At 69.8% G+C, this 21,791-nt stretch carries 27 protein-coding genes, 1 tRNA gene and 2 pseudogenes; 15 read left to right on the top strand and 15 right to left on the bottom strand.

Annotated elements, in window-relative coordinates; all coding sequences use genetic code 11:
* Positions 1–46: 46 nt before the first annotated feature.
* The 3 genes from ACZ6SA_RS21960 to ACZ6SA_RS21950 all read right to left on the bottom strand — a co-directional run bounded on the left by ACZ6SA_RS21960 (position 47) and on the right by ACZ6SA_RS21950 (position 2,536).
* Positions 47–370, bottom strand: coding sequence for an FmdB family zinc ribbon protein (locus ACZ6SA_RS21960; protein WP_347645847.1), 324 nt, complete (start codon positions 368–370; stop codon positions 47–49).
* A 67-nt stretch (positions 371–437) separates the two neighbouring features.
* The gene (locus tag ACZ6SA_RS21955) at positions 438–1,943 is read right to left on the bottom strand and encodes a potassium/proton antiporter (protein WP_465829926.1); all 1,506 of its coding nucleotides are present in this window, start codon (positions 1,941–1,943) and stop codon (positions 438–440) included.
* Positions 1,944–1,966: 23 nt separating this feature from the next.
* On the bottom strand, positions 1,967–2,536 hold the full coding sequence (locus tag ACZ6SA_RS21950; protein WP_465829924.1) for a 5-formyltetrahydrofolate cyclo-ligase: 570 nt from the start codon (positions 2,534–2,536) through the stop codon (positions 1,967–1,969).
* Between the two features lie 24 nt (positions 2,537–2,560).
* Between ACZ6SA_RS21950 and galU the strand changes: the two genes are divergently transcribed.
* From galU to ACZ6SA_RS21915, 7 genes are all read left to right on the top strand, one after another.
* The gene (gene galU / locus ACZ6SA_RS21945) at positions 2,561–3,463 is read left to right on the top strand and encodes a UTP--glucose-1-phosphate uridylyltransferase GalU (protein ID WP_347645850.1); all 903 of its coding nucleotides are present in this window, start codon (positions 2,561–2,563) and stop codon (positions 3,461–3,463) included.
* Positions 3,450–4,637 carry a molybdotransferase-like divisome protein Glp gene (gene glp / locus ACZ6SA_RS21940; RefSeq protein ID WP_465829922.1) on the top strand — a complete coding sequence of 396 codons (1,188 nt, stop codon included), beginning with the start codon at positions 3,450–3,452 and terminating at the stop codon, positions 4,635–4,637. The genes galU and glp overlap by 14 nt, the downstream gene beginning before the upstream one ends.
* Positions 4,634–5,110 (top strand): cyclic pyranopterin monophosphate synthase MoaC, encoded by a 477-nt coding sequence (gene moaC / locus ACZ6SA_RS21935; RefSeq protein WP_132519471.1) that lies wholly within the window; start codon positions 4,634–4,636, stop codon positions 5,108–5,110. The genes glp and moaC overlap by 4 nt, the downstream gene beginning before the upstream one ends.
* Positions 5,107–5,589, top strand: a complete 483-nt coding sequence (locus tag ACZ6SA_RS21930; protein WP_347645853.1) for a MogA/MoaB family molybdenum cofactor biosynthesis protein — start codon at positions 5,107–5,109, stop codon at positions 5,587–5,589. Before moaC ends, ACZ6SA_RS21930 begins: the two co-directional genes overlap by 4 nt.
* Positions 5,590–5,656: 67 nt before the next feature.
* Entirely contained in the window at positions 5,657–6,301 is a 645-nt protein-coding gene (locus tag ACZ6SA_RS21925) for a GNAT family N-acetyltransferase (protein WP_347645854.1), read from the top strand.
* Positions 6,302–6,425: 124 nt separating this feature from the next.
* The gene (sepX, locus tag ACZ6SA_RS21920) at positions 6,426–7,007 is read left to right on the top strand and encodes a divisome protein SepX/GlpR (RefSeq protein ID WP_347645855.1); all 582 of its coding nucleotides are present in this window, start codon (positions 6,426–6,428) and stop codon (positions 7,005–7,007) included.
* A 49-nt stretch (positions 7,008–7,056) separates the two neighbouring features.
* Positions 7,057–7,133 (top strand) — tRNA-Ala (locus ACZ6SA_RS21915).
* Positions 7,134–7,377: 244 nt separating this feature from the next.
* On the opposite strand, the gene ACZ6SA_RS21910 is transcribed toward ACZ6SA_RS21915, so the two are convergent.
* The 7 genes and pseudogenes from ACZ6SA_RS21910 to ACZ6SA_RS21880 form a co-directional block, all read right to left on the bottom strand.
* On the bottom strand, positions 7,378–8,172 hold the full coding sequence (locus ACZ6SA_RS21910; RefSeq protein ID WP_465830003.1) for a hypothetical protein: 795 nt from the start codon (positions 8,170–8,172) through the stop codon (positions 7,378–7,380).
* A 60-nt stretch (positions 8,173–8,232) separates the two neighbouring features.
* On the bottom strand, positions 8,233–8,439 hold the full coding sequence (locus tag ACZ6SA_RS21905) for a hypothetical protein (protein WP_465830001.1): 207 nt from the start codon (positions 8,437–8,439) through the stop codon (positions 8,233–8,235).
* Positions 8,440–8,554: 115 nt separating this feature from the next.
* Positions 8,555–8,653: pseudogene (locus ACZ6SA_RS21900) on the bottom strand (short-chain dehydrogenase); the annotation flags it as partial.
* Positions 8,654–8,759: 106 nt separating this feature from the next.
* Positions 8,760–10,076, bottom strand: a complete 1,317-nt coding sequence (locus ACZ6SA_RS21895; RefSeq protein WP_465829918.1) for a tetratricopeptide repeat protein — start codon at positions 10,074–10,076, stop codon at positions 8,760–8,762.
* Between the two features lie 222 nt (positions 10,077–10,298).
* The gene (locus tag ACZ6SA_RS21890; RefSeq protein WP_465829916.1) at positions 10,299–11,033 is read right to left on the bottom strand and encodes a sensor histidine kinase; all 735 of its coding nucleotides are present in this window, start codon (positions 11,031–11,033) and stop codon (positions 10,299–10,301) included.
* Positions 11,034–11,042: 9 nt separating this feature from the next.
* The gene (locus ACZ6SA_RS21885) at positions 11,043–11,186 is read right to left on the bottom strand and encodes a hypothetical protein (RefSeq protein WP_465829999.1); all 144 of its coding nucleotides are present in this window, start codon (positions 11,184–11,186) and stop codon (positions 11,043–11,045) included.
* A gap of 134 nt (positions 11,187–11,320) precedes the next feature.
* Positions 11,321–11,401: pseudogene (locus ACZ6SA_RS21880) on the bottom strand (hypothetical protein); the annotation flags it as partial.
* A 276-nt stretch (positions 11,402–11,677) separates the two neighbouring features.
* Here ACZ6SA_RS21880 and ACZ6SA_RS21875 point away from each other — a divergent pair.
* From ACZ6SA_RS21875 to ACZ6SA_RS21865, 3 genes are read left to right on the top strand one after another with little or no spacing between them, the layout of a single operon-like run.
* On the top strand, positions 11,678–12,112 hold the full coding sequence (locus ACZ6SA_RS21875) for an SRPBCC domain-containing protein (RefSeq protein WP_347650850.1): 435 nt from the start codon (positions 11,678–11,680) through the stop codon (positions 12,110–12,112).
* Positions 12,099–12,455, top strand: a complete 357-nt coding sequence (locus ACZ6SA_RS21870) for an ArsR/SmtB family transcription factor (RefSeq protein WP_347650849.1) — start codon at positions 12,099–12,101, stop codon at positions 12,453–12,455. The genes ACZ6SA_RS21875 and ACZ6SA_RS21870 overlap by 14 nt, the downstream gene beginning before the upstream one ends.
* A gap of 2 nt (positions 12,456–12,457) precedes the next feature.
* Entirely contained in the window at positions 12,458–12,841 is a 384-nt protein-coding gene (locus ACZ6SA_RS21865; RefSeq protein WP_347650848.1) for a VOC family protein, read from the top strand.
* Between the two features lie 292 nt (positions 12,842–13,133).
* Here the strand turns inward: ACZ6SA_RS21865 and ACZ6SA_RS21860 are convergent, their stop codons facing one another.
* From ACZ6SA_RS21860 to ACZ6SA_RS21850, 3 genes are read right to left on the bottom strand one after another with little or no spacing between them, the layout of a single operon-like run.
* A complete protein-coding gene (locus tag ACZ6SA_RS21860) occupies positions 13,134–13,883 on the bottom strand; it encodes a hypothetical protein (RefSeq protein ID WP_465829913.1) in 750 nt (249 codons plus the stop codon).
* Positions 13,880–15,217 carry a vWA domain-containing protein gene (locus tag ACZ6SA_RS21855; RefSeq protein ID WP_465829911.1) on the bottom strand — a complete coding sequence of 446 codons (1,338 nt, stop codon included), beginning with the start codon at positions 15,215–15,217 and terminating at the stop codon, positions 13,880–13,882. Before ACZ6SA_RS21855 ends, ACZ6SA_RS21860 begins: the two co-directional genes overlap by 4 nt.
* On the bottom strand, positions 15,214–16,302 hold the full coding sequence (locus ACZ6SA_RS21850) for an AAA family ATPase (RefSeq protein WP_465829909.1): 1,089 nt from the start codon (positions 16,300–16,302) through the stop codon (positions 15,214–15,216). Before ACZ6SA_RS21850 ends, ACZ6SA_RS21855 begins: the two co-directional genes overlap by 4 nt.
* Positions 16,303–16,382: 80 nt before the next feature.
* Between ACZ6SA_RS21850 and ACZ6SA_RS21845 the strand changes: the two genes are divergently transcribed.
* The 4 genes from ACZ6SA_RS21845 (at position 16,383) to ACZ6SA_RS21830 (ending at position 18,922) form a co-directional block, all read left to right on the top strand.
* Positions 16,383–16,721, top strand: a complete 339-nt coding sequence (locus ACZ6SA_RS21845; RefSeq protein ID WP_465829993.1) for an NADPH-dependent FMN reductase — start codon at positions 16,383–16,385, stop codon at positions 16,719–16,721.
* Between the two features lie 176 nt (positions 16,722–16,897).
* Positions 16,898–17,230, top strand: coding sequence for a hypothetical protein (locus ACZ6SA_RS21840; RefSeq protein WP_465829907.1), 333 nt, complete (start codon positions 16,898–16,900; stop codon positions 17,228–17,230).
* Between the two features lie 226 nt (positions 17,231–17,456).
* The gene (locus tag ACZ6SA_RS21835; protein ID WP_465829905.1) at positions 17,457–18,323 is read left to right on the top strand and encodes a metalloregulator ArsR/SmtB family transcription factor; all 867 of its coding nucleotides are present in this window, start codon (positions 17,457–17,459) and stop codon (positions 18,321–18,323) included.
* Entirely contained in the window at positions 18,320–18,922 is a 603-nt protein-coding gene (locus tag ACZ6SA_RS21830; protein WP_347650838.1) for a dihydrofolate reductase family protein, read from the top strand. The genes ACZ6SA_RS21835 and ACZ6SA_RS21830 overlap by 4 nt, the downstream gene beginning before the upstream one ends.
* A gap of 70 nt (positions 18,923–18,992) precedes the next feature.
* On the opposite strand, the gene ACZ6SA_RS21825 is transcribed toward ACZ6SA_RS21830, so the two are convergent.
* Both ACZ6SA_RS21825 and ACZ6SA_RS21820 read right to left on the bottom strand, forming a co-directional pair.
* The gene (locus ACZ6SA_RS21825; RefSeq protein WP_465829903.1) at positions 18,993–19,580 is read right to left on the bottom strand and encodes a hypothetical protein; all 588 of its coding nucleotides are present in this window, start codon (positions 19,578–19,580) and stop codon (positions 18,993–18,995) included.
* Positions 19,581–19,738: 158 nt separating this feature from the next.
* Positions 19,739–20,572, bottom strand: coding sequence for an SDR family oxidoreductase (locus ACZ6SA_RS21820; RefSeq protein WP_465829901.1), 834 nt, complete (start codon positions 20,570–20,572; stop codon positions 19,739–19,741).
* A gap of 286 nt (positions 20,573–20,858) precedes the next feature.
* On the opposite strand from ACZ6SA_RS21820, the gene ACZ6SA_RS21815 reads away from it, so the two are divergent.
* Positions 20,859–21,680 carry a nitroreductase/quinone reductase family protein gene (locus ACZ6SA_RS21815; protein WP_347650834.1) on the top strand — a complete coding sequence of 274 codons (822 nt, stop codon included), beginning with the start codon at positions 20,859–20,861 and terminating at the stop codon, positions 21,678–21,680.
* Positions 21,681–21,791: the final 111 nt, after the last annotated feature.

The following is a 21,791-nucleotide window of genomic DNA, read 5'->3' as shown; positions in this document are numbered from 1 at the left end:
GAGCATGCCGAGGGCCCGGGCGGACCCGCCCAGGAGAACGGCGCGGTCAGTTGGAGGCGGCGGCCGGCGCGGGAGCCGGGGCTGAGGAGCCGGAGTCGCCCGACTTGCTCTCCGAGGACTTCGACGAGGAGTCGGCCGGCTTCGTGGACGACGACGAGGACGCTGCGGAGGAGGTCGAGGCGCCAGAGGTCGACGAGCGGCTGTCGGTCTTGTAGAACCCCGAGCCCTTGAACACGATGCCGACGGCGGAGAAGACCTTGCGCAGGTTTCCTTCGCAGCTCGGGCAGACCGTGAGGGCGTCGTCGGTGAACTTCTGGACGACCTCGAGCTGCTCACCGCAGTCGTTGCAGGCGTACTGGTAGGTCGGCACGCGCTTCTCCTTCAGGTTTGGCACTCGAGGGATGCGACTGCTAATGCTAACCGATGCCGTCAATCACCTATTCCAGCCCCCGCTCGCCGTACCAGCCCGCCAGCTTCCCGCTGCGGCTCACGGCGCGGATGCGGCGTTCGACCTGGTCGCGGCAGGAGGCGGTGGCGACGACCAGGAGCTGGTCGTTCACCCTGATCCTGGTGGTGGTGGCGGGCACGAACGACTTGCCGTCACGCACGATCAGCGTCACGGCGGCTCCGGCGGGCAGGCGCAGCTCGAAGATCTCCACACCGTGCAGTCGCGAGCCCGGTGGCACGGTGATCTGCAGCAGGTCGGCCTGGAGCTCCTCCAGCGGCGCCGACTCCACCGACAGGTCGTGCGCCTCGGCCGGTGCGGTCACCTTGAGCCGCCGGGCGACGAACGGCAGTGTCGGCCCCTGGAGCAGGGTGAACACGATGACGATCACGAAGACCTGGTTGAAGATCTCTTTGGAGCCCTCGACACCTGAGGCCCAGGGGATGGTCGCGAGCACGATCGGGATCGCGCCGCGCAGCCCCGCCCACGACAGGAACGCCTGGTCGCGCCAGCTCACCCAGCCCATCCGCAGCACCCATGCGACCACCGAGCTCGCCATGACGCACAGCGGACGCACCAGGAGCACCATGACGGTGCCGGTGATCAGGCCGGGGATGATCGCCGACGGCATCTCCTTCGGGCTGGCCAGCAGCCCCAGCATCACGAACAACCCGATCTGCGCCAGCCACGCCGCCCCCTCGGCGAACCCCCTGGTCGCCGCCCTGTGGGGCAGCCGCGAGTTGCCCAGGATCAGCCCGGTGAGGTAGACGGCCAGGAATCCCGAGCCGTGCAGCAGCACCGCGCCGCCGTACGAGACGAAGGTGAGCGCGAGCACGGCGATCGGGTAGAGGCCCGAGGCGGGCAGGGCGACGCGGCGCAGCGCGTACGCGCCCGCGGGCCCGACGGCGAGGCCGACCGCCGCGCCGATGAGCAGCTCGATCGTGGTGTCGAGCAGGAACGTTCCCAGGCTGGGAGACGAGTGCGCCGCCCCGCTGAGCAGCACCACGGCGATCACGGTGGGCGCGTCGTTGAAGCCGGACTCCGCCTCCAGCACGCCCGCCAGACGGGGCGGCAGCGGCAGCCTGCGCAGCACCGAGAAGACGGCCGCCGCGTCGGTGGAGGCCAGCACCGCGCCGAGGATCAGCGCGGTGTTCTGGTCGATGCCGAGCAGGCCCTGGACGACCAGCGCGAGCACCACGATGCTGACCGCCACGCCCACGGTCGCCAGCACCACGGCTATGGGGACGGACCGCCGCACATGGGACCAGTTGGTGGTGAGCCCGCCCTCGGCCAGGATCACCGCCAGCGCGGTCAGGCCGATCTGCTGGGCCGCCTGAGGGCTGTCGAAAGGGATGCCGAATCCGGAGTCGCCCAGGAGGATGCCGAAGCCTAGGAACACCAGCAGGCTGGGCAGGCCGGTGCGATGGGCGAGGCGTACGGATGCGATGGCGGCGATGACGATCGCGGCTCCGAGAAGGAGCCAGACATTGAGCGTCATTCAGCCCCCTCTCATCCCTGTGGTCACATAAGCCTAGTAAGGCCTGACGGTGTCATGGCATAGCGGACGTAGCGGTCGTGTGGTTCGGACGGGACATCGTCGATCAACTCCCCGTCGTGGAGAAGAGCGACTGTGGGGACATTGGGACCGACTCTGGCCAGGGCTCGATCGTACGAGCCGCCGCCGCGGCCGAGGCGTACGCCCGTCTTCCTGTCCACCGCCAGGGCGGGCACGATCACGAGGGCGGCGGTGCGGACGGCGTCGACGCCGCGGCGGGTGTCGACGGGCTCCATGATGCCGAAGCGGCCGGGGGCGAGCGTGCCGGGCCCGTCATAGACCGCCCAATCGAGGTCGTCGTCCTCACGAAGCACCGGGAGGATCACGGTGGCGCCGTGTTTCCACAGGGCGAACACCAGCCCGTGCGTATCCGGCTCCGACCCCGTTGACCAGTAGCAGGCCACCAGACCGGCCATCTGGACCCACGGCTGTTCGAGCAGGGTTTCACGGACCTTGACGGCGTTTGCCCGTAGTTGCTCTGGGGAGAGTGCACTACGCGCCGCGTTAAGCTCGCGGCGCAGGTTGAACTTGTCCACAGGTGCCTCCACTAGGGTCTACTCATGGCTGACTTCGACCCTGTGACGAAAGCCGTCGTGCCCGCCGCGGGTCTGGGCACCCGGTTTCTCCCGGCGACCAAGGCGACACCGAAAGAGATGTTGCCCATCGTCGACAAGCCCGCGATCCAGTATGTCGTTGAAGAGGCCGCCTCGGCGGGGCTCCTCGACGTGCTCATGGTCACCGGCAAGAATAAACGGTCAATCGAGGACCACTTTGACCGGGCGTTCGAGCTGGAGGGGGCCCTCGAGGCCAAGGGCGACGAGCATCGGCTGTCCCAGGTTCGCGAGCCCGCCTCGCTCGCGACGCTCCACTACGTGCGCCAGGGCGAGCCGAAGGGTCTCGGCCACGCGGTGCTCTGCGCCAAGCAGCACGTGGGCGATCACCCGTTCGCCTGCCTGCTCGGCGACGACCTGATCGACCACCGCGACCAGCTGCTCAAGCGCATGATCCAGGTGCGCGACACGTTCGGCGGAAGCGTGATCGCGCTGATGGAGGTGCCCAAGGAGCAGGTCTCGCAGTACGGCGTGGCGACCATCGAGGCGACCGCCGAGGACGACGTCGTGCGGGTCACCGACCTGGTGGAGAAGCCGCCGGCCGACGAGGCGCCGTCCAACTGGGCGATCATCGGCCGCTACGTGATCGATCCCGCGGTGTTCACGGTGCTGGAGGACACGCCGCCGGGGCGCGGAGGCGAGATCCAGCTCACCGACGCGCTGCGCACGCTCGCCGCGCGCGGCTCCTCGGAGGGCGGGCCCGTGCACGGCGTGCTGTTCAGAGGGCGGCGCTATGACACGGGCGACAAGCTCGACTATTTGCGGACGGTGGTGAAGTTCGCGGCGGACCGGGAGGATCTGGCGCCGGATTTCGTGCCGTGGCTGCGGGAGTTCCTCGATGAAATCGGTTGACGCGCATCTGGCCGAGATCCTGGCCACTGTGCGTCCGCTGGCGCCCCTGGAGCTCGACCTGGAGCAGGTGCTGGGGGCGACGCTGGCCGAGGACGTGTCGTCGCCCGTGCCGCTGCCGCCGTTCGACAACTCGGCCATGGACGGGTACGCCGTACGCGCTGAGGATCTGTCGGAAATTCCGGTTACGCTGCCGGTGATCGACGACGTGGCGGCCGGGTCGACCGAGTTGCGGGCCGTCGGGCCCGGCCATGCCGTACGCATCATGACCGGGGCGCCGCTGCCCGCCGGGGCCGACACCGTGGTGCCGGTGGAATGGACGGACGGCGGCACCGTCTCCGTGCGCATCGACCGCCGCGCCGAGGCTGGCAACGCGATCCGGCGGGCGGGAGAGGACGTCCAGGCAGGCGACGTGGTGCTCAGGGCGGGCACCGTGATCCGCCCCGCGCAGCTCGGCATCATCGCCGGGGTGGGGCGGCGCCGGGTCCTGGCGCGGCCGCGGCCCAGGGTCGTGGTCCTCTCCACGGGCGCCGAGCTGGTCGAGCCGGGGTCGCCGCTGGCCACCGGGCAGATCTGGGAGTCCAACAGCTACACCCTGACGGCGGCCGTGCGGGAGGCGGGCGCCGAAGGCTACCGCGCGGGCTCGGTCGCCGACGATCCGGCCGAGCTGCTCGACCGGCTCGACACCCACCTCGTGCGCGCCGATGCGATCATCACGAGCGGCGGGGTCTCGATGGGTGCGTACGAACCGGTCAAGGAGGCCCTGTCGCCGCTGGGGACGGTCCGGTTCGAGAAGGTGGCCATGCAGCCGGGGATGCCGCAGGGGTTCGGCGTCCTGGGGGACGACCAGGTGCCGATCTTCGCTCTGCCGGGCAATCCGGTGTCGTCCTTCGTGTCATTCGTGCTGTTCGTACGCCCGGCGCTCGACAAGATGCGCGGCCTGCCCAGCGGCATGCCGGAGCTCGTGACCGCCAGGGCCGCGGGTCCGTTGCGCTCGCCGTCCGGGCGGAGGTCGTTCCTGCGTGGGGCGCTCGCGCCCGACGGCACGGTGACGCCGGTGCACGGGCAGGGCTCCCACCAACTTGCCGCCCTGGCGGTGGCTGACGCGCTGATCGTGGTTCCCGAGGAGGTCACCGAGGTGGCTGCGGGCGCCACGGTGGAGGTGATCAAGCTGTGAGCGAGCTGACCCACATCGACGAGACCGGCGCCGCCCGCATGGTCGACGTCTCCGCCAAGGACGTCTCGGCCCGCACCGCCACGGCGAGCGGCCGGGTGCTGCTGACGGCCGAGACGGTGGCGCTGCTGCGGTCGGGTGAGGTGCCCAAGGGCGACGCGCTGGGCGTGGCCAGGATCGCGGGCATCATGGGGGCGAAACGCACCCCCGACCTGATCCCGCTCTGCCATCCGATCGCGCTGCACGGCGTGAAGGTCACGCTGGAGGTCGAAGACTGGGGCGTGGCGATCACGTGCCGGGTCAAGACGGCCGACCGCACCGGCGTGGAGATGGAGGCGCTGACGGCGGTCTCGGTGGCCGCGCTGGCGCTGATCGACATGGTCAAGGCCGTCGATCCGGGCGCGGTGATCACCGACGTGCGGGTGGAGGAGAAGCTGGGCGGGAAGACCGGCCGCTGGACGAGGGATCCGGCGTGATCCGGGCTCTCGTGATCACCGTGTCGAACCGGGCGTCGTCCGGGGTTTATGCCGACAAATCCGGCCCCATCCTGGTCGACCTGCTGCGCGGCGAGGCCGGCTGCGAGACCGTCGAGGGCCCCGTGCTGGTGCCCGACGGCGAGGCGGTCGAGCGGGCGCTGCGCGACGGCGTGGCGGCAGGCTTCGACGTCATCGTCACGACCGGCGGCACCGGTCTGACGCCGCTCGACCTGACGCCCGAAATGACGGCCAAAGTGATCAGCCGGGAGGTTCCGGGGATAGCCGAGGCTATTCGCCAGGCAAATCGCGAAAAAGTGCCTACTTCCGTACTATCCCGGGGATTGGCCGGACAGGCGGGCAAAACCTTGATCGTAAATTTGCCAGGATCTTCCGGCGGCGTACGCGACGGCATCGCCGTACTCGCGCCGATTCTGCGGCACGCGGTCGACCAGATCCAGGGCGGCGATCACCCGCGCTGACCACGATCCGCATCCTCGATCGCTGACCCCGTGGCGACATCATGGCCGATAGGGGGATGATGAGAATGTGGATCGACTTCGTGGCTGGCCGGCGACTCTGAGGGAAGGTCCGGTCGGCCTGCGGCCGCTGCGGCTGAGCGACGTGCGCATGTGGCGCGAGACCCGGCTGCGCAATGCCGACTGGCTGCGTCCATGGGAGCCGAGCAACCCGGAGACGCCGCTGTTCAGGACCGGTCTCGGCCCCTATATCTCCATGGTCGGCACGTTGCGCCGCGAGGCCAGGCAGGGGCTCGCGCTGCCCTGGGTGGTCACGTACGACGGGCGCTTCGCGGGGCAGCTCACCGTCGGCGCGATCGTATGGGGATCCGCCCGCTCCGCCCAGGTCGGCTACTGGATCGACGGCGCGCTGGCCGGCAAGGGCATCACCCCCACCGCGCTCGCCATGGCCGTCGACCACTGCTTCTTCACCACCGGCCTGCACCGGCTGGAGGCGAACATCCGTCCCGAGAACCAAGCCAGCCGCAGGGTGGTTGAGAAGCTCGGATTCCGGGAAGAAGGCATTCGGCGGCGCCAACTCCACATCGATGGAGCCTGGCGCGACCACATCTGTTACGCGTTGACCGTCGAGGACGTTCCTGGCGGCCTTCTCGTGCAGTGGCGTCGTGCACGTGAGTCGGCAACTCACGGCGGTTCTCCCGTCGAAGAGGTTTGACGATCTCGCGACACACCGCACCGAATGCTCGTCAATTAGTGACACGCGGTCTTACGGTGCGTGACGTGAGCACATTGAAGACGCAACCAGCACACTCGCGTCTTCGTGCTGCCCGGAGGTGCCCATGAGCATCCTCCTCTACTTCGCCATCGTCGTGATGTGGCTCTGCGTCCTGATCCCGATGTGGCTGCGCAGGGACAAGACCAACCTCGCCGAACTCGCCGAACTCGAAGAGCACTACACCGGCGAGCACCAGCTGCCCGACCTCGACAACCTCGACCCCTCCGACGCCGACGAGGACGACGGGGCGGTGCCGATGGAGGTCGAGAAGGTCGACGTCCGCCAGTTCCGGCTCCGCCGCCGCGCCATCATCGTGGCCCGCCGGCGCCGCCTCCTCTTCTTCACCGCCCTGCTCGTGCTGGCCTCGGTCGTCACGGCAGCGGTCAAGATGATCCCATGGTGGGGGGTCGCCCCCTCCGTCGTCATCATGCTGGCGTACATGGCCTTTCTCCGCATCGCCGTACAGGTCGACAGGGAACGGCGCGAACGTGCCCGCCAGGCGCGCGCCGAGCGGCTGCGGCGGGCACGTGAGCAGCGGCGGGTCGTCGAGGAGGCGGAGGCCGAAATCATCGATCTCGCCTCGCACCACTCTGATGTGCTGTTCGATCAGTACGCCGAACCGCCCAAGCGAGCGGTGGGCGACTGAAACGGTGGCGCGAGGACCCTCCGGAGTTTGCTAATCTGGTCGAGTCCTTGGGGATGTAGCGCAGTCCGGTAGCGCACTTCGTTCGCATCGAAGGGGTCAGGGGTTCGAATCCCCTCATCTCCACCAAAAGCCGTCCACGAGACGGCTGGACTGAAGTTGACGGGATCCCGTCTGATCATTGCGATCAGACGGGATCTTGTCGTTTCAGGAGTTTCCGAATCGGGTTCGTCCTGGTTTGGGAGCCGCGGAGCGTGTGTCCGGGAAGGCCCGGGTCGTGTCTGGTCGCTGGTGGAGGACTGGGTTCGCGTCGCTGGGCGTGGCGATGCCGGCTCCGGGCTGGGTGCTGCGACAAGGTGATCTGAATTGCGCGTTATGGGATGGGTGGTGGCCGGCTCCGGCCCGTGAGTGGCGAGCGGTCGAGGTGCTCTGCTGGGATCTCGAAGGTCTCGGCGGATGCGCCGGGCTCGTTGGAGGGCTGGTGGGTGTGGCGCCAGGCGTCGAGGAAGTGGTCGTTGGCGACGGCGACGAGCAGGGCGACCAGGATGGTCTGGACGACGCGGCCGTGAGCGAGCCGGCTCTTCGGGTCACTCGGATCGAGGTCGTGGCGCTTGAGACGGCCGTTCAGCCCCTCCGTCATGGCCCTGACCGTGGAGTACGTCTCCCGGCACGAAGGGCTGAGGTAAGGCAGATCCTGACGGAACTTGGCGAGGTGGCCAAGGTCGCCGGGGCGCATGGTGATGGTGTGCTGGTGGCAGATCTTCGGCAGTTCGCCGGTCTTGTGGTCGAGGGTTGGGGGCAGGACGCCGGGTTTGGCCGCAGGGTGGGCGGCTCGCTGCCGGGCGTCGGTCAGGTCAACTGCGATAGGTCGGCTGGGGCCGCGCTGGTGGAGGCGGTCGCAGCGGGGGCAGGTGAGCGACGGGGAGATGCCCGCTGCTGGGCACTGGAAACGGCTGGCGCCGTCTGCGTTCGGGCTCTGTTTGAGACGCAGCAAGTACGGCTCTCGCGTGCTGATCAGCGCGGTGAGTTCTTCCGATGGCGCGCGGATGGCGGTGTCATCCAGGCCAGTGGTGGCCTGTGCGAGCTTGACGGGCATCAGCGGGCAGGCCAGGGAGCCGTCGATGAGCAGCGCGCCGTGGACGCTGCCCTGCACTCCCCGCTGGTCCACTTTGTAGTCGAGCGCGAGTCGGTAGCCGAGCTCGCGTGCGGGTTGGGCGAAATGGACGGGTTACTGGTCGGTGTAGGCGCGGTCGACGACGGCGAATGCTGCGGGGAAGCCGAGGGTGGGCAGGGGTTTGAGGGTGGTGATGGCGTTGGCGCCGATGCGTTTGTGCGGGGTGTCGAGGACGAGGCCGAGCGCCAGTTGCGGGAAGGAGCCGAGTGTCGAGCGGGTGCGGGCGGCGACGGTGAGCGCGCTCAGCACCCAGATGATCACACCGCCAGCGTCTGCGGCCGGATGCACAGCTCGGGTCATACGGGCACCCGAAGGCACTCCTGACCTCCCCCAGCAGGCCTGTCGCGGTCGCTGCGGGATAGACCGTGGTGACACTTATCCCATGGGGGGCCTCCTCCTCACGCAGAGAATCGGCCAACTCCCGCAGCGCCGCCTTGCTGCCGACGAACGCCGACCAGCGGGGGACACCGGTCATCCCGGCGAGGCGTTGACGAAGATCACATGACTCCTGGGCCGCCGCAACGCGGGCAACGTCAGCGCGGAGGACACGGCTCACCGGACGGTGACCAGACCCGTCTCGTTCACGCTTGCCGCCATCGGGTGCGCAGGACGGCGACAGCCTCCTCAACACGTCCCTGACGGATGAGCAGTTCCCCTAAGAGGTTCTGATTGCTCCCATCGCCGTCGCCACTCACCGGCTGCAAGACCTCGATGGCATCCTCCAGGCGACCGGCACGTACCAGCAGGTCAGCTAGGAGCTCTGCACCGTCCCAGCAGCCGGACTCCGGATGGACGCGCAACTCCGTGATCGCCTGATCCGTGCGACCGGAATCGGACAGCAACCGAACACGCTGACGCAACAGGTGAAGAGACATGCCGCCCTCCTGTACGGCGAAATCGTCGATGATCGCGAGGGCCTCCTCGACGCGGCCCTGGTCGGCCAGCCACGTATACAACCGTTCGGCGAAGTAGTCGCGGTGTTCGTAGTCGTCGGTAATGGAATAGGGCACCGGGCGCAGCATCTCGATCGCCTCGTCGACTCTGCCGTTGCGGGCCAGCAAGTTGGCGAGCGCCTCTGCCGGGCCCGGTGAACCACTCCTGACGAGCGGCCGGAGCACCTCGATGGCCGCTTCCACCTCTCCGCGCTCTTCCAGAAATTGGGCCAGGCACTCAGCCGCCGTCAGACTGCCCTTCTCAGCCGCGTATGCCCGGAGCTCGTCCTGTCTGCCGTGTCTGGCGAGCAAATCGGCGAGCTCGTCGGGGCCATAATCGGATGTCAATTCAGAGGTGCGCATCAGGGCCACCGCCTCGTCGACTCGCCCCTGCCGCTCCCTAACCACGGCCAGCAGGTGCACAGCGTTTGAAGGCTCGACGTATCGCATGCAGTGGGGGCGGTCCCGAGCAGCGTCGATGCGCGCCTGTAGGAGCGCGGCCACCTCCTCATCCCGGCCCACGCCGGCGGTCACCTCGACGAGCACAGAGGCGACGTCCACCCGCTCGATGTGCGGGCGCAGCAGCTCGAACGCCTCATCGCTGCGGTCGTTCCGGGCCAGCAGCCTCGCCAGATGGAACATGGCGAAAAAATTCGCAGCCTCCGTGTACGGGCGGATCAAGGCGATCGCCTCCTCCGGACGTGCCCCGCCCTCGAGGATGTCGACGGCCGTGGAAGCCGCGATCCACCAGCCGGTATCGACGAACGGGGCCAGCACCTGCAGGGCGGCGTCTCGCTGCCCCTGTTCGATCAGCATCCGCGCCCACCCCTTCGCGCAGTTCCAGTCCTCGCCGGCCTGCCGCCGCACCTTCTCCACGTGGCCGTGATCGATCATCAACGAGACCAGCCGCGGCGGGATCAACCCGTCGCCAGTGCGGAATTGTTGTGCAAGCTCGTCAGCGTCCATGACGGCAAACATAGAGGTGACCCAGCCAGCCTTTGCTCAGAAGGCGTCCGAAGGATGCTCCTACATACCGTCCATCCGAGTCTGGGAAACGATCAACCCTCGCGCGGGAAGCGATCTTCGGACGTGCCTATTCCGCCAGATCATCCACTCTCGTGAACACCCCGCCCAGGGCCGTCCTTGAAACGGCTGGACTGAAGTGACGGGATCGTCTGAGCACCGCGATCAGGCGGATGGCAGGCGCGCGGTCAGCGACCAGCCATCCGGTACGGCCCGCGTGACCAGTTCACCACCCTGCGCCTGGACAAGCGCGGTCAGGCTGGGCAGGCCGGACCCGCCGCGCCGGCCACTTCGCGCTCGTGTCACGCCGTCGTTGGCCATCATGATCTCCAGTAGACCTTCTCCGGCGCTGATGCCCAGGTCGACGCGGCTGGCCTGGGGAGCGTGCCGCCGGACGTTGGTGAGTCCTTCGCTGACGATCCGGTAGGCCAGGACCGCGGTCTCGGCCGGGACGGCTACCTGCGGGTCCATGCGCAGGTGGACCGGCGCGGGGCCGGCGGCGGAGAAACGTTCGGCTGCCTCGCGGATGCCGCTGAGGTCACCGTTGGAGGTGAGGGGCCGGTGGCTCAACTGCGCTCTGGCCTCTGCGAGCGCCTCTGCCTGCCGAGTCCAGTCTCCGCAGTCGAGGCTGACCCCGACCATGTCGGCGCCGGCCTCCGAGTAGGCGTGGAGGCGTTCCACCACTTGGGCCGGGCTGCCGGTGACCGGTATGGCTTGCGCTTCCTCCGGCGTCATGCCGTGCACGTCCACCAGGTCGCGGGTGAAGGATTCGACGGCAGCCGCGTTGCCGACGAGGATCGCATGCCCTCCCACGGCGATCGACGGGACCGGTCGTCCGAGTTCTCTGGCGATCTCGCGTAGGCGTGCCACCTTCTCGGCCAGGGCCGCGGGGCTGATCAAGGAGATGGCCTAGCCGTCACCGTGGTGGACGGCGCGGTGCATCGCCGCCTCGGAGTTCCCGCCGACGAGGATGGGCGGGACCGGGGCGGCGGGGCCGAGGGTGATGTCCTCCTCGCCCAGCGGGGTCGCCTCGCCGCGAATGAGGCCGGGCAACGCTTGCAGCGCTTCGTCGGCGCGGCGGCCCCGGCCCTGCAGCTGCGCCCGACCGCACGCCAGAACGGCGAGCCGGGGAAGCCTCCGATCCCGACGCCAAGGGTGACCCGGTTGCCTGACAGGTGCTGAAGGGTCTGTATCTGCGCGGCGATCCAAGCGGTTGGGCGCAGCGGGCGACTGAGCACGCCGAACTCCAGTCCGATCTTGTCGGTCACGGTTGCGGCGGCTGCCAGGGCGGCAGCCTGCTTCCCGGCTGAACCGGTTGAACTTCCATGCCGGCCGGGAGCCGCCCCGTTCCGTTGGGCATGGGTGACGCCTGTCGCTCGAGTCGCCGTCCGGGCCGGTCGTGCAGGGGGCCGTCCAGGCTGATGAGGGGTGCCGCATTCGCGGTGCGTAGTAAGCCGCCCTTCGAGCCGGGGCTTGTGGGCAACGATTGCAACCTGTAGGTTGCCGATTGATGGCAACCTACAGGTTGCGAAGGAGGGCGGGGCATGGTTTCGGACGCGATCGAACGTGTGGCGATGCTGCGGCACCCCATCGAGCGGGTGTGGGCCGCGCTGACCACCGCGGAAGGGCTCTCGCGATGGTTCGGCTCGGTAGCGGAGATAGATCTGCGGCCCGGCGGGCGAGCGTTCTTCCGCTGGGACGAGCTCGGGGAGGAATCCGTCGCCACGATCGCGGTGGTCGACCCACCACGCCGTTTCGCGTTCAGGTGGGGAATCGAGGGCCTGCCGGAGGATGACGCACCCCAGACGCTTGTGGACTTCACCCTGGAGCCGGTGGCGGACGGCACTCGGCTGCGCCTCGTGGAGAGCGGATTCGCCCAAGCCGCCGACGACGTGGCCCGGTCCGCCCACAAGGCCAACAGTCAAGGATGGGACACGGAGCTCGTCGACCTGGAGACCTACCTCGATGCGGCAGCCTGATGCAGAAGGGCGGGCCGTTGCGGTGTTCGCGGCGCTCACCGATCCGACGCGGCGGGCGCTGCTGGAGGAGCTCGCCCGCGCGGGTCCCGCAACCGTCACTGATCTGGCGCGGCGGTTGCCGGTCAGCCGCCAGGCGGTCGCCAAGCACCTCGGCCAGCTCGCCGAAGCCGGCCTGATCAGCGCCGGCGAACCGGTCGGCCGCCGCCACCCCTACCGGTTGGAGCCAGCCGCTATTCGTACGGCCCAGGTCTGGCTGGCCAGGCTCGCCAACAGGTGGGATGACCGGCTGGCCGCGCTGGAACGTGCACTGGACGCCACTGATCCGAACCAAGGAGTCACCTAACGATGAGCAAGCCCGAATTCACGGCCGGCCTGAACATCGCCATGAAGATCCCCAAGGCACAGTACGAGGCCACCGTGGCCTTCTACCGCGACACTCTGGGCTTCGACGTCAAGGAGGACGACGTCTCCTACGCTCCGACCGTCTCGAGAACTCATTCGGTGCGGTTCGGTCCCAATACGCTGTGGCTCGACTGCGTCGACAACTACAGCCAGCCCGACCTGTGGCTGCAGCTCCACACCGATGACCTGGACGCGGCGACGAGCAGACTGGCCGGCATCGGTATCCACCCGTGTGACGAGGTGGAGCCCCTCGATAACCTCGATTCCAGAACCCACTGGATCAAGAATCCGGCCGGTGTCGTACATCTGCTCGCGGAGTCCGGCTGATCCTGATCTCCCGGTGAGGCATCCCAGACACAAGAGAAGGTTCGCTGTCGCAGCACACTTCTGAGGCCTTCGGATCGTTGGGCGGCCAGGAGGACGGTCGGCTTGACGGCGCCGGCCTTGCCTGTAGTCCAGGACGAGCTGGTAGCCCAGGGTGCGGGCGGGCCGTATCCGCCGGAGCGCGCCGGTCGGCGCGGTCGGGGTCCCGCGGTGGTGATCCGGTCGAAGCCGCGGTAGAGACGCCGGGACGAGGCCGGCTCCTGATGCGTGGCTGCCCCCTTCCGGTCCCGCTCGGTCAGGGCTCGTCGCCCTCGGCCAACGCCCGCAGCACCTTGGCCTGCTCGACGTCGGTGCCCTCGGCCCGCATCCGGGCCGCCTCCCCGGCGGTGAAACCCGCCGCGCGCCAGGCCGCCACCTCCTCGATCGGCACCCCGGCGCGCCAGAACTCGGTCATCAGGGAAGTAGCGTCCTGTCCCGAGGCGAGCACCCGTTCGGCCTCGCGGGCGGACAGGCCGAGCGCTCCGAAGACCCGTGCCTGTCCCGCCTCGATGCCGTGTTTCGCCCACTCCACCGCGTCGGCGCCCGTCCAGCCCGCCTCCACGTAGGCGCGTGCCTGGCCCGCCGGGACGCCCGCCCGCAGCAGCTCCCGCATGCTGCCGGAGCGCTCCTCGTCGGCGAACGCGTCGCCCGGCTTCTCGCGCCGGTGCAGCAGCCGCCACAGCCGGCCGCGCGGGTGCGGGAGTTCCCCGGCGAGGTGCCGGTCCGCCGCCTCCTCGGGCGGATAGCCCAGTTCGCGCCACCGCACCGCGTCCCGCGGCGTCATGCCGGCCCGCAGCCACAGATCCACGGTGTACGGGGTGGCTCCGGCGGTGCGCCAGGGCCGCGCATCGGCCGCTGTGTAGACACCGGCCTTGCGCCACCGCTCGGCGTCGTTGATCGAGAAGCCGTCCTCGATCCACTGCCGGGCGTCGGCGATGGTGAAACCGCGTTCCCGCCACTCGTGCAGCGGCTCGGGGCTCGGCTCCTCGGCGTAGCTCGTCGTCATGACTCTCCTTTCGCCGGCGCCCGCCGCGGCGGGTCCGCCGGGAGGCGGGCCACGGACGCCCAGTCGGGCGCGTGCCCGCCGTCGCCGATCAGGCAGATCACCACATGCGCCGCAGGACGCTGCTCGGGCCACGGCGTCTCGCCGTCGGTCAGCACGATGACCAGGTCGGGACGGGGCCGCAGCGCCATCGCCGCGGCGATGCCGGCCCGCATGTCGGTGCCGCCGCCACCGGCCAGTTCGATGTCGCTCGCCCGGCGCACCACCTGGACGGGATGGGGGTGGACGTCGCAGCAGAACGCCCGCAGCCGCCGGTTCGGCCCGGCCACGCCCTCGATGATCCCGGTCACCTCGGCGAGCAGCCGGTTCAGCACGTCGTCGGTGACGCTGCCGGAGGTGTCGATCACCAGCACGGTGTCCGGGACCGCGCGCACCATCGACGGCGGCACGATGTCGGTGTAGGCGCCGGCGCGGCGCGACGGGCGGCGATAGCTGAAGTCGACCTGCCCGGCCACCGCGCTCACCCCGCGCCGGATCGTCGCGCCCAGGCGGGCCCGCCAGTTCACCGAGGGGCGCAGGCGCTCCTCGGCCCAGCGGCGCCACCCCGACGGCACCTCGCTGCGCGCGCTGATCCGGTCCTGGATGCCCGCCGCGATGGAGCGTTCGAGCAGTTCCCTGTCGAGCTGGGTGAGCCCTTCGCCGGAGCCGCTGTCCTCGTAGGTGCGCTCCCGGCCGTCCACCGCGCCGCCGCAGTCGATCGCCTCTGCCAGCGCCCGCCCGCCGCGGCCCATAGCCTGGGCCAGCACGTCGAGCATCGGCACGTATTCCTCGGCGGTGCGGTTGACCGGAAGGCCCAGCTCGGCGGGCGACACCACGCCCGCCGGGGCGCGCAGGTCCTCCGCCTCCAGGTCGTCGTTGATCTCGGCGTCGGCGGCCTGGTTCCAGCGGTGGGCCTCCTCGTCGCGGACCGCGCCCGCGGCGTGGCTCACCTCCTGGCCCGGCTGCGGCCGCACCGGCGAGCGGGCCGCGTGGCCACGCACCAGATGGCCCACCTGGTGCAGCATCCACCAGCCGACCTCCTCGACCGGGGTGGCCAGCGCGGTGCCCGGTTCCACGTACAGGTTCCATCGGGTGTCGGCGGGGAAGGCGCGGAACTCCTGGTCGGCGACGGGCGCGCCGGTGTCCTCGTCCAGGGCCGGTTCCAGGATGACCGGGTTGAGGGCGAAGACGGCCGACGCGAGGTACGGCGCCTGGTGCGCCGCCCACAGCCGTGCGGCGGCGATCCGGGCGCCCACCGCCTCCTCGTAGGCGGGGGCGCGGGGGTCGTCGGCGCTCATCGCATGAGCCCCGCCGAGCGCAGCACCGGCGCGAGTTCGAGCATCGTCTTGGGCAGGGTCGCGCCCTCGGGGCGGGAGCGGGCCAGCGACCGGGCCGCGGTCGCCGACACGTCCGGCGCGGTGCGCGCGACCCGGGCCACCACCGCCCACGCCCGCTCCCAGGTGCCGGCCGTGCCGTCCGAGTGCACGTACGCCACCACCGCGCCGAGCAGGGCGTGCAGCCGGTCGAGGCGTTCGGGCAGGCGGGCCTGGGGGTCGTTCAGCAGGGTCTCCGGATCGGGCAGGTCAAGGTTGCGGCGCCAGGAGAGCAGTTCGAACCCGGCCGCCTCGCCGACCGCGCCGAGCACCAACTCGGCCAGGACCGGCTCGCCGGAGCCCATGTGGTCGCACGCGGCGACCGCGCGGGCGGCCATCTCCCAGCTTCGCGGGCTGGGCCAGCCGCGGCCCGCCCGGTCGGGGCTGTCCGGCACCGCCAGCACGAGTTCCGGCCGTACCCGCAGGAACGCCCCCACCAGCGCCCGCGCGCCGGCCACCTCGGCGGGCCCGGCCGTGTCCTTCACGTCGAACTCCGGCACGGGGAAGCCGCCGGCGAAACCCTCGGCGATGTCGTCAGCCGAGACGGTCCAGTTCAGGTGGATGAGCCGGTTGGCCAGCGGCGCGGACAGGTCCCAGCCGTCGGCGGCCTGGTCCGGCGGGTTGGCCGCGGCCACGATCCGCACCTCGTCCGGCAGCACGAGGTCGCCGACCGTGCGCTCCAGCACCACCCGCAGCATGGCGGCCTGCACGGCCGGCGGCGCGGTGGTCAGCTCGTCGAGGAACAGCAGGCCGGCGCCCTCGGCGGCGAGCCGCTCGGCCCATCGCGGCGGCGCGAACCAGGTGCTGCCGTCACGCAGCACCGGCAGCCCGGAGAAGTCGCTGGGCTCGCGGATCGAGCCGACCACCACCTCGACGGGCAGGCCGACGGCCGCGCCGAGCGCGGTCACCGCGGAGGTCTTGCCGGTGCCTGGCGCGCCCCAGAGGATGATCGGCAGATTGGCCGTCACCGCGACTGCGAGAGCTTCTCGTGTCACTGATGGCACCGCCATGCTTCGTCCTCCTCGCCGGCACTCCGGACCGTCTTCCATGCCGTCATCCTAGGTTGACGATTGGCCGAGCGTCAACCTAAATTGACGCCCACGTCTTCGTGACCCCGGAGTACAACGCCTCTGTTCCCGGCGCGCTGAAGAACGCCATCGACTTCCTCTACGCCGAGTGGAACGGCAAGACCGCGGGATTCGTCGGCTACGGCATCCAGGGCGGTACTCGAGCCGTCGAACACCTGCGGCAGATCCTCGGCGACCTGGAAGTCGTCGCCATGCCCACGACGGTCGCCTTGACCCTCGCCGACGACTTCCCGGACCACACCTCCTTCACGCCGGGCGCGGTGCCGGCCGAGAATGCCGCCGGCATGCTCGACGAGCTCGTAGCCCAGACCGCGCAATCGAAGGATGCGGGGCGCCGCTGAGGCCGGCCTTCTCGAGAACGGCCAGGAAGGAGCGGCGGACGTTGTGCGCCCGTCCGCTGGCCGATCGGGCGGGCGGGAGGGGACACTATGCGGAGTGCATCAGCAGAAGGTTTCTGGTCAATCGGTTGCAGTCTCGCGGAAGGCGTCCTCCTGCCCGCCGGCGAGCGGACGGATCTATGGGCGACAGCAGCGACGACCGGCTCGGGACGGATGCGGTGAGGTACTTTCGCCGGCCCTGGGACGATGATCGTGGGGATCGGTACGCCGGCTGGGGAACGTCGGTGTACTACCTCGCGATCGACGGCGCCGGAACTGCTCGCCAACAGGTCGAGGTATACGCCAACGGAGTGGTCCTCGCGTATGACGAGCAGCACGATGATGACGAGTTCGGCGGGTTGACCTACGCAGACCTCGATCTGGAGGAGTTCTCGCCTTTCGAGATATCGCGGCGGGATTTCTTCGACGCACTGGCTGGGCTCAAGCCGATGAACCGGCGCTGCGGTGGGTGACGAAGAACGTTGTTTCCGGGTGCGGTTACCTGCGTCCTTCGTTTGAAGGGGCAGGGCCGGAAGGGGAACCCGCGACGCCGGCGACCGTCGCCTGCTGGCCGGCCGGACGCTGTCCTGTGCTCCTGTCCGGGTGACCGTGGCGGGCCGGATGGGTGCAGTGATCGGGCGCCGATCGGCCAAGATATTCCTTGACACGAATATTCTTTAGGGTGAATACTTCTCGCCCATGGAGGCACTCATCGCCGCACTGGCCGACCCGGCCCGGTGGCGGCTCGTGACTTTGCTGGCCGAGCGGCCCAGGTCGGTCGGCGTCCTGGCCAAACTCGCCGAGGCGCGTCAGCCGCAGACGACCAAGCACCTGCAGACCCTCGAACGCGCAGGTGTCGTCGTCTCCCAGCGCACCGGCCAGCGTCGCGTGTACGCGCTCCAGCCCGGCCCTCTGCGGGATCTGGCGGCTGTGCTGCATCGGCTCGCGGACACCGCGGACCGGGGCGGAGGCCCACGCGAGACGTATGACCGTTACGGGGTAGGCCTCCACGCCGAGAGGCAGGCCGCACGGGCGCCGGGATGGGCCGACGGCCGCTCGTTCCGCTTCCGTCGCTCTCTGACAGGACGCCCCGAGCGGATCTGGCACTATCTGACCGACGCATCGCAGCTCGCCCGCTGGTGGGCGCCCGACGGACTGCGCGTCTCGGAGTTCGTGTTCGAGGCGCGACCGGGCGGGCGGATCGTCCTGGAATACCGCGATGCCGAGGACCTCGACGACTCCGACCTGGTCGTCGGGCGCGCACAGGGTGTCGTCGACGACCTACGCCCCGGCGAGCACCTGGCCTACCGGCTCTCCCCCCTGCTGCCCGACGGCGGCCTCGCCTTCACCGGCCACCTCGACTTCGACCTCCGGCACACCGAAACCGGCGCCGACCTGGAGGTCCATTACCGGATCACCGACAGCACCACCGACTCGGCGGACTTCATCGCCGGCATCGAGATCGGCTTCGGCCAGAGCCTCGACCGGCTCGCGGCGGCCCTCGCCGCAGATCGTCGCAACACCGACGGCACCGAACACGACACCGACACGAGGAGCACGACATGACCGAGCAGACCGCCGGCCGCAAAGTCACCGCCAACCTGGTCATCAGCCTCGACGGACGCTACCACGGCGCCGGTGGGCCCACCGATTTCGCCGCGTTCGCCTCGTACGCAACCACCGACGTGGCGCGCGACCAGATGACCCGTATGCGGGAGAACGCGACCACCGCCGTGCTCGGCCGGGTCCTCGCCGAAGGGTTCATGGGGTACTGGCCGCCGGTCGCGGCCGACGACAACGCCGATCCGCGCGACCGCGGCTATGCCAAGTGGCTGGTCGACACTGAGAAGGTGGTCTTGTCGACCACCCTGGCCGAGGCGCCGTGGGAACGGACCCGCGTGGTGAACGCCCCCGCCGCTGATCTCGTCTCCGAGCTCAAGGCCGACGGCGAGGGCGACATCCTCGTCAACACCAGCCCCAGCGTCACCAAGGCGCTGCTGTCGGCCGACCTGCTCGACCGGATGTACCTCGTCCTCATCCCGGAGATCGCCGGAGGCGGGCTGCGACTGTTCGACGACGGCCTTCCGCCGTCGAAGTGGAAGCTCACCCACCAGGAGGCCGGCGAGCGCGGCGTGATGGCCCTGGTCTACGACCGGGTCCGCTGAACCGGCTCCGCAACGTTCCTGAGCTTGCCGGCCCGGGTTTCGGCGGAACCCGCCGGAGGAAGATCTGAGGTCAGGCTCGGGGCACGCCGGTGAGGCGGGCGTTGACGAGATGCCGGCGTTCCGGCGGGAGGTCGTGAGCGTCCATGGCCCTTCGCAGCAGTTCGGCGTCGAACGCGTGCGCCGCCAGGTGGTCGAGGAGGGGTTCGTACCGATCGGGGCGGTCGCGCAGGAGTTCCGTCGCCAACCGCAGCTCCAGCCGCACCACGGGCACTCGGTACGCGCCACAAGCGATCATGACGTAGTGCTGCCACGGGCCGCGGCCGACGCACTCCATCCCGTCGGAGTCGGTCTCCCGCTCGACCGTGCTGATTTCCACGTGGACCCCGTTCACCTCGTACCTGGTGAAATACTGCGAGCTCTCGGGCAGCCACGATGGGGCGTACAGGCAGGGAAAGGGCGAGAGGGCGGAGGCGAACGTGTCCACGTCCTCGCGCCGGGCCGCCAACAGGTCGACGTCTCCGACGGGGAGCCGGACTCCTTGCAGCAGGGCGGCGCTCGTGCCGCCCACGCGGTACGTCGGGTCGGCCCCCGCCGCGCTCAGGGCGGTGAGAGCCGCCTCCAGCGCCGACGTCACATTTGCTCTTCGCAGTGATGCCATGCGGGTCAGCGTACGGAGCGCGGGCTCGTCCCCGTCAGGGGTGCGGCGTCGCCGAGCACTCCCGAGCGAAGCCCGGCTGCTCGGGCAGGCGCCACTGCCCGGAGCGGGTGCCCGGGAAGGCCCGGGCGGTGGACTGCTCCTGACCGCGGGGCCTGGCATCAGCGGAAGGCCGCGGCGTTGCGCTTGGCCCAGTCGGCGAAGGTGGCGGGAGCACGGCCGAGGATCTTCTGGACACCGGGGCTGACGGTGCGTTCGCGGACGGTAGGGGTGCCGAGAATGTCGAGGGTGGTGTCGGCCACCGGGGCGGGCATGAACGTGAGCATCCGGGCGTGGGCCTCTTCCCTGGTCTGGTCGATGAAGGTGACGGGCTCGCCGATGGCGTCCCCGATCGCGGCCGCGCGCTGGCGCGGGGTGGTCGGCATCGGGCCGGTCAGTTCGTGGATCGCCTTCGTGTGGCCCGGTTGGGTCAGGGCGGCGGCGGCCACGGCGGCGATGTCGCCGGGGTCGATGACCGGGAGGCCGACCTCGCCGAAGGGCGCGGCGATCGTGCGGGTCGCCTTGACGGACGGGGCCCAGGCGTAGGCGTTGGAGGCGAAGCCGCCAGGCCGCAGGATGGTCCAGCCGGTGCCGGAATCCATGACGACCTGTTCGAAGGCGGCGAAGGCCTTTCCGTGGGACAGGGAGTCCGGGCGGGTGGCCACTCCCTGGGAGGAGAGCAGGACGATCTTTCCGTAACCCGCGAACGGAGCGACGACCCGAGCGGGGTCGCCGGCCATCATCAGGTCCCCGCCGACGAGCAGGAAGACCGCGTCCGCTGTGGAGGGCATGCCGGCGGACGGCTGGGAGAGGTCGGCGGAGACCGCGCGGACGCCGGGCGGCACGTCGCCATCGGTGATGCGGCGGGAGGCGGCGGTCACCTCATGGCCCTGCTCGGCGAGGATCCGGACCAGCGTGCGGCCGACATTTCCGGTGGCTCCCGTGACAACGATCACGATGGACTCCTCAGTTCTGAGTTAGTTGGCTGACTCAAAAGAACCTAGCACAGCGCCCACCGTCCGACCACGCCCGGCAGCTGGACCAGCTCTCCGACCCCGCGCCCGCCACTCCCGCTGTCCGCTTTGTCATCGTGTGTAGTACGGTGACCTGCGTGACTGCCGGGTCGGCCTTGGGCCACGCACCAGAGAGCAGCCCGGCTGACGCTTGATCGCCGGACGGGCCCGCGGCCCGCCATCTTCTTCTCCCTTCAGTACGCACGGCAGAACGCACCCATGGAGAAGAATGGATTTCAACCAGCAGGTCATCGGCGAGTTCCGCGCCAACAACGGTCAGGTCGGCGGCTATTTCGAGGGAGCGAGACTGCTCCTGCTCACCACCACGGGCGCCCGCTCGGGCAAGCCGCACACGACTCCGCTCGGCTACCTGCCCGACGGCGGTGAGCGCACGCTGGTCATCGCCTCAGCCGGGGGAGCGCCGAACAACCCGGCCTGGTATCACAACCTGAAGGCCAACCCGCGCGCCACCGTGGAGACCGGCGTTCTCATCTTCGACGTCGAGGCGGAGATCCTGGAGGGCGCCGAGCGTGACGTGGCGTTCGCCCGCGCGGTGGAAAGCGACCCCGGATGGGCCGGCTACCAGGCCAAGACGACGCGTACCATCCCGGTCGTCGCACTTCGCGTGGTTGGCCGGCCCCGGGCCGGCGCACCGCCGGGCGGTGCGTACCTCAAGCTCGTGCACGACGGCTTCCGCCGCGAACTCGCGCTGATCCGCAAGGAACTGTCCGATTCGGGACGGCCAGGGCTGGGCGTGCAACTGCGCATCAACTGCCTGACCCTCTGCCAGGGGCTGCACCACCACCACACGGGCGAGGACACCATGATGTTCCCCGGCCTGGCCGAGGGGCATCCCTCGCTCGCTCCGACCTTGGAGCGGCTGGCCAAGGAGCACGAGCGCATCGCCGCGCTCCTGGAGGAGCTGAAGCAGACCCTTTCCGGTGATGATCCGCTGAAGGTACGGGCCGAGATCGAGCGGCTCGCCGACGAGCTCGAAGCGCACCTGAGGTATGAGGAGGAGCAGCTGATCCCGATTCTCGACCTCGCCTGAAGCCCGCCGGCCGCGGGTCTCGTACCTGCCGGGAAACGATGACACTCGTGGGCGCCCTCCCCGGCTGTGGCCGGGGAGGGCGCCCATCGTTCGGACGCCTTCGATGATCAC

This window comes from Nonomuraea sp. NPDC049378, from assembly GCF_055586745.1.
Note: the sequence above shows the minus strand (reverse complement) of the source record. Positions and strands in the feature narration are given on the sequence as shown.

Bases quoted from the DNA above. Each gene is read 5' to 3' on its own strand.
- ACZ6SA_RS21955 (WP_465829926.1), bottom strand. From the start codon at position 1,943: ATGACGCTCAATGTCTGGCTCCTTCTCGGAGCCGCGATCGTCATCGCC.
- galU (WP_347645850.1), top strand. From the start codon at position 2,561: ATGGCTGACTTCGACCCTGTGACGAAAGCCGTCGTGCCCGCCGCGGGT.
- glp (WP_465829922.1), top strand. From the start codon at position 3,450: ATGAAATCGGTTGACGCGCATCTGGCCGAGATCCTGGCCACTGTGCGT.
- sepX (WP_347645855.1), top strand. From the start codon at position 6,426: ATGAGCATCCTCCTCTACTTCGCCATCGTCGTGATGTGGCTCTGCGTC.
- ACZ6SA_RS21895 (WP_465829918.1), bottom strand. From the start codon at position 10,076: ATGGACGCTGACGAGCTTGCACAACAATTCCGCACTGGCGACGGGTTG.
- ACZ6SA_RS21875 (WP_347650850.1), top strand. From the start codon at position 11,678: ATGGTTTCGGACGCGATCGAACGTGTGGCGATGCTGCGGCACCCCATC.
- ACZ6SA_RS21870 (WP_347650849.1), top strand. From the start codon at position 12,099: ATGCGGCAGCCTGATGCAGAAGGGCGGGCCGTTGCGGTGTTCGCGGCG.
- ACZ6SA_RS21865 (WP_347650848.1), top strand. From the start codon at position 12,458: ATGAGCAAGCCCGAATTCACGGCCGGCCTGAACATCGCCATGAAGATC.
- ACZ6SA_RS21860 (WP_465829913.1), bottom strand. From the start codon at position 13,883: ATGACGACGAGCTACGCCGAGGAGCCGAGCCCCGAGCCGCTGCACGAG.
- ACZ6SA_RS21855 (WP_465829911.1), bottom strand. From the start codon at position 15,217: ATGAGCGCCGACGACCCCCGCGCCCCCGCCTACGAGGAGGCGGTGGGC.
- ACZ6SA_RS21850 (WP_465829909.1), bottom strand. From the start codon at position 16,302: ATGGCGGTGCCATCAGTGACACGAGAAGCTCTCGCAGTCGCGGTGACG.
- ACZ6SA_RS21840 (WP_465829907.1), top strand. From the start codon at position 16,898: ATGGGCGACAGCAGCGACGACCGGCTCGGGACGGATGCGGTGAGGTAC.
- ACZ6SA_RS21835 (WP_465829905.1), top strand. From the start codon at position 17,457: ATGGAGGCACTCATCGCCGCACTGGCCGACCCGGCCCGGTGGCGGCTC.
- ACZ6SA_RS21830 (WP_347650838.1), top strand. From the start codon at position 18,320: ATGACCGAGCAGACCGCCGGCCGCAAAGTCACCGCCAACCTGGTCATC.
- ACZ6SA_RS21825 (WP_465829903.1), bottom strand. From the start codon at position 19,580: ATGGCATCACTGCGAAGAGCAAATGTGACGTCGGCGCTGGAGGCGGCT.
- ACZ6SA_RS21815 (WP_347650834.1), top strand. From the start codon at position 20,859: ATGGATTTCAACCAGCAGGTCATCGGCGAGTTCCGCGCCAACAACGGT.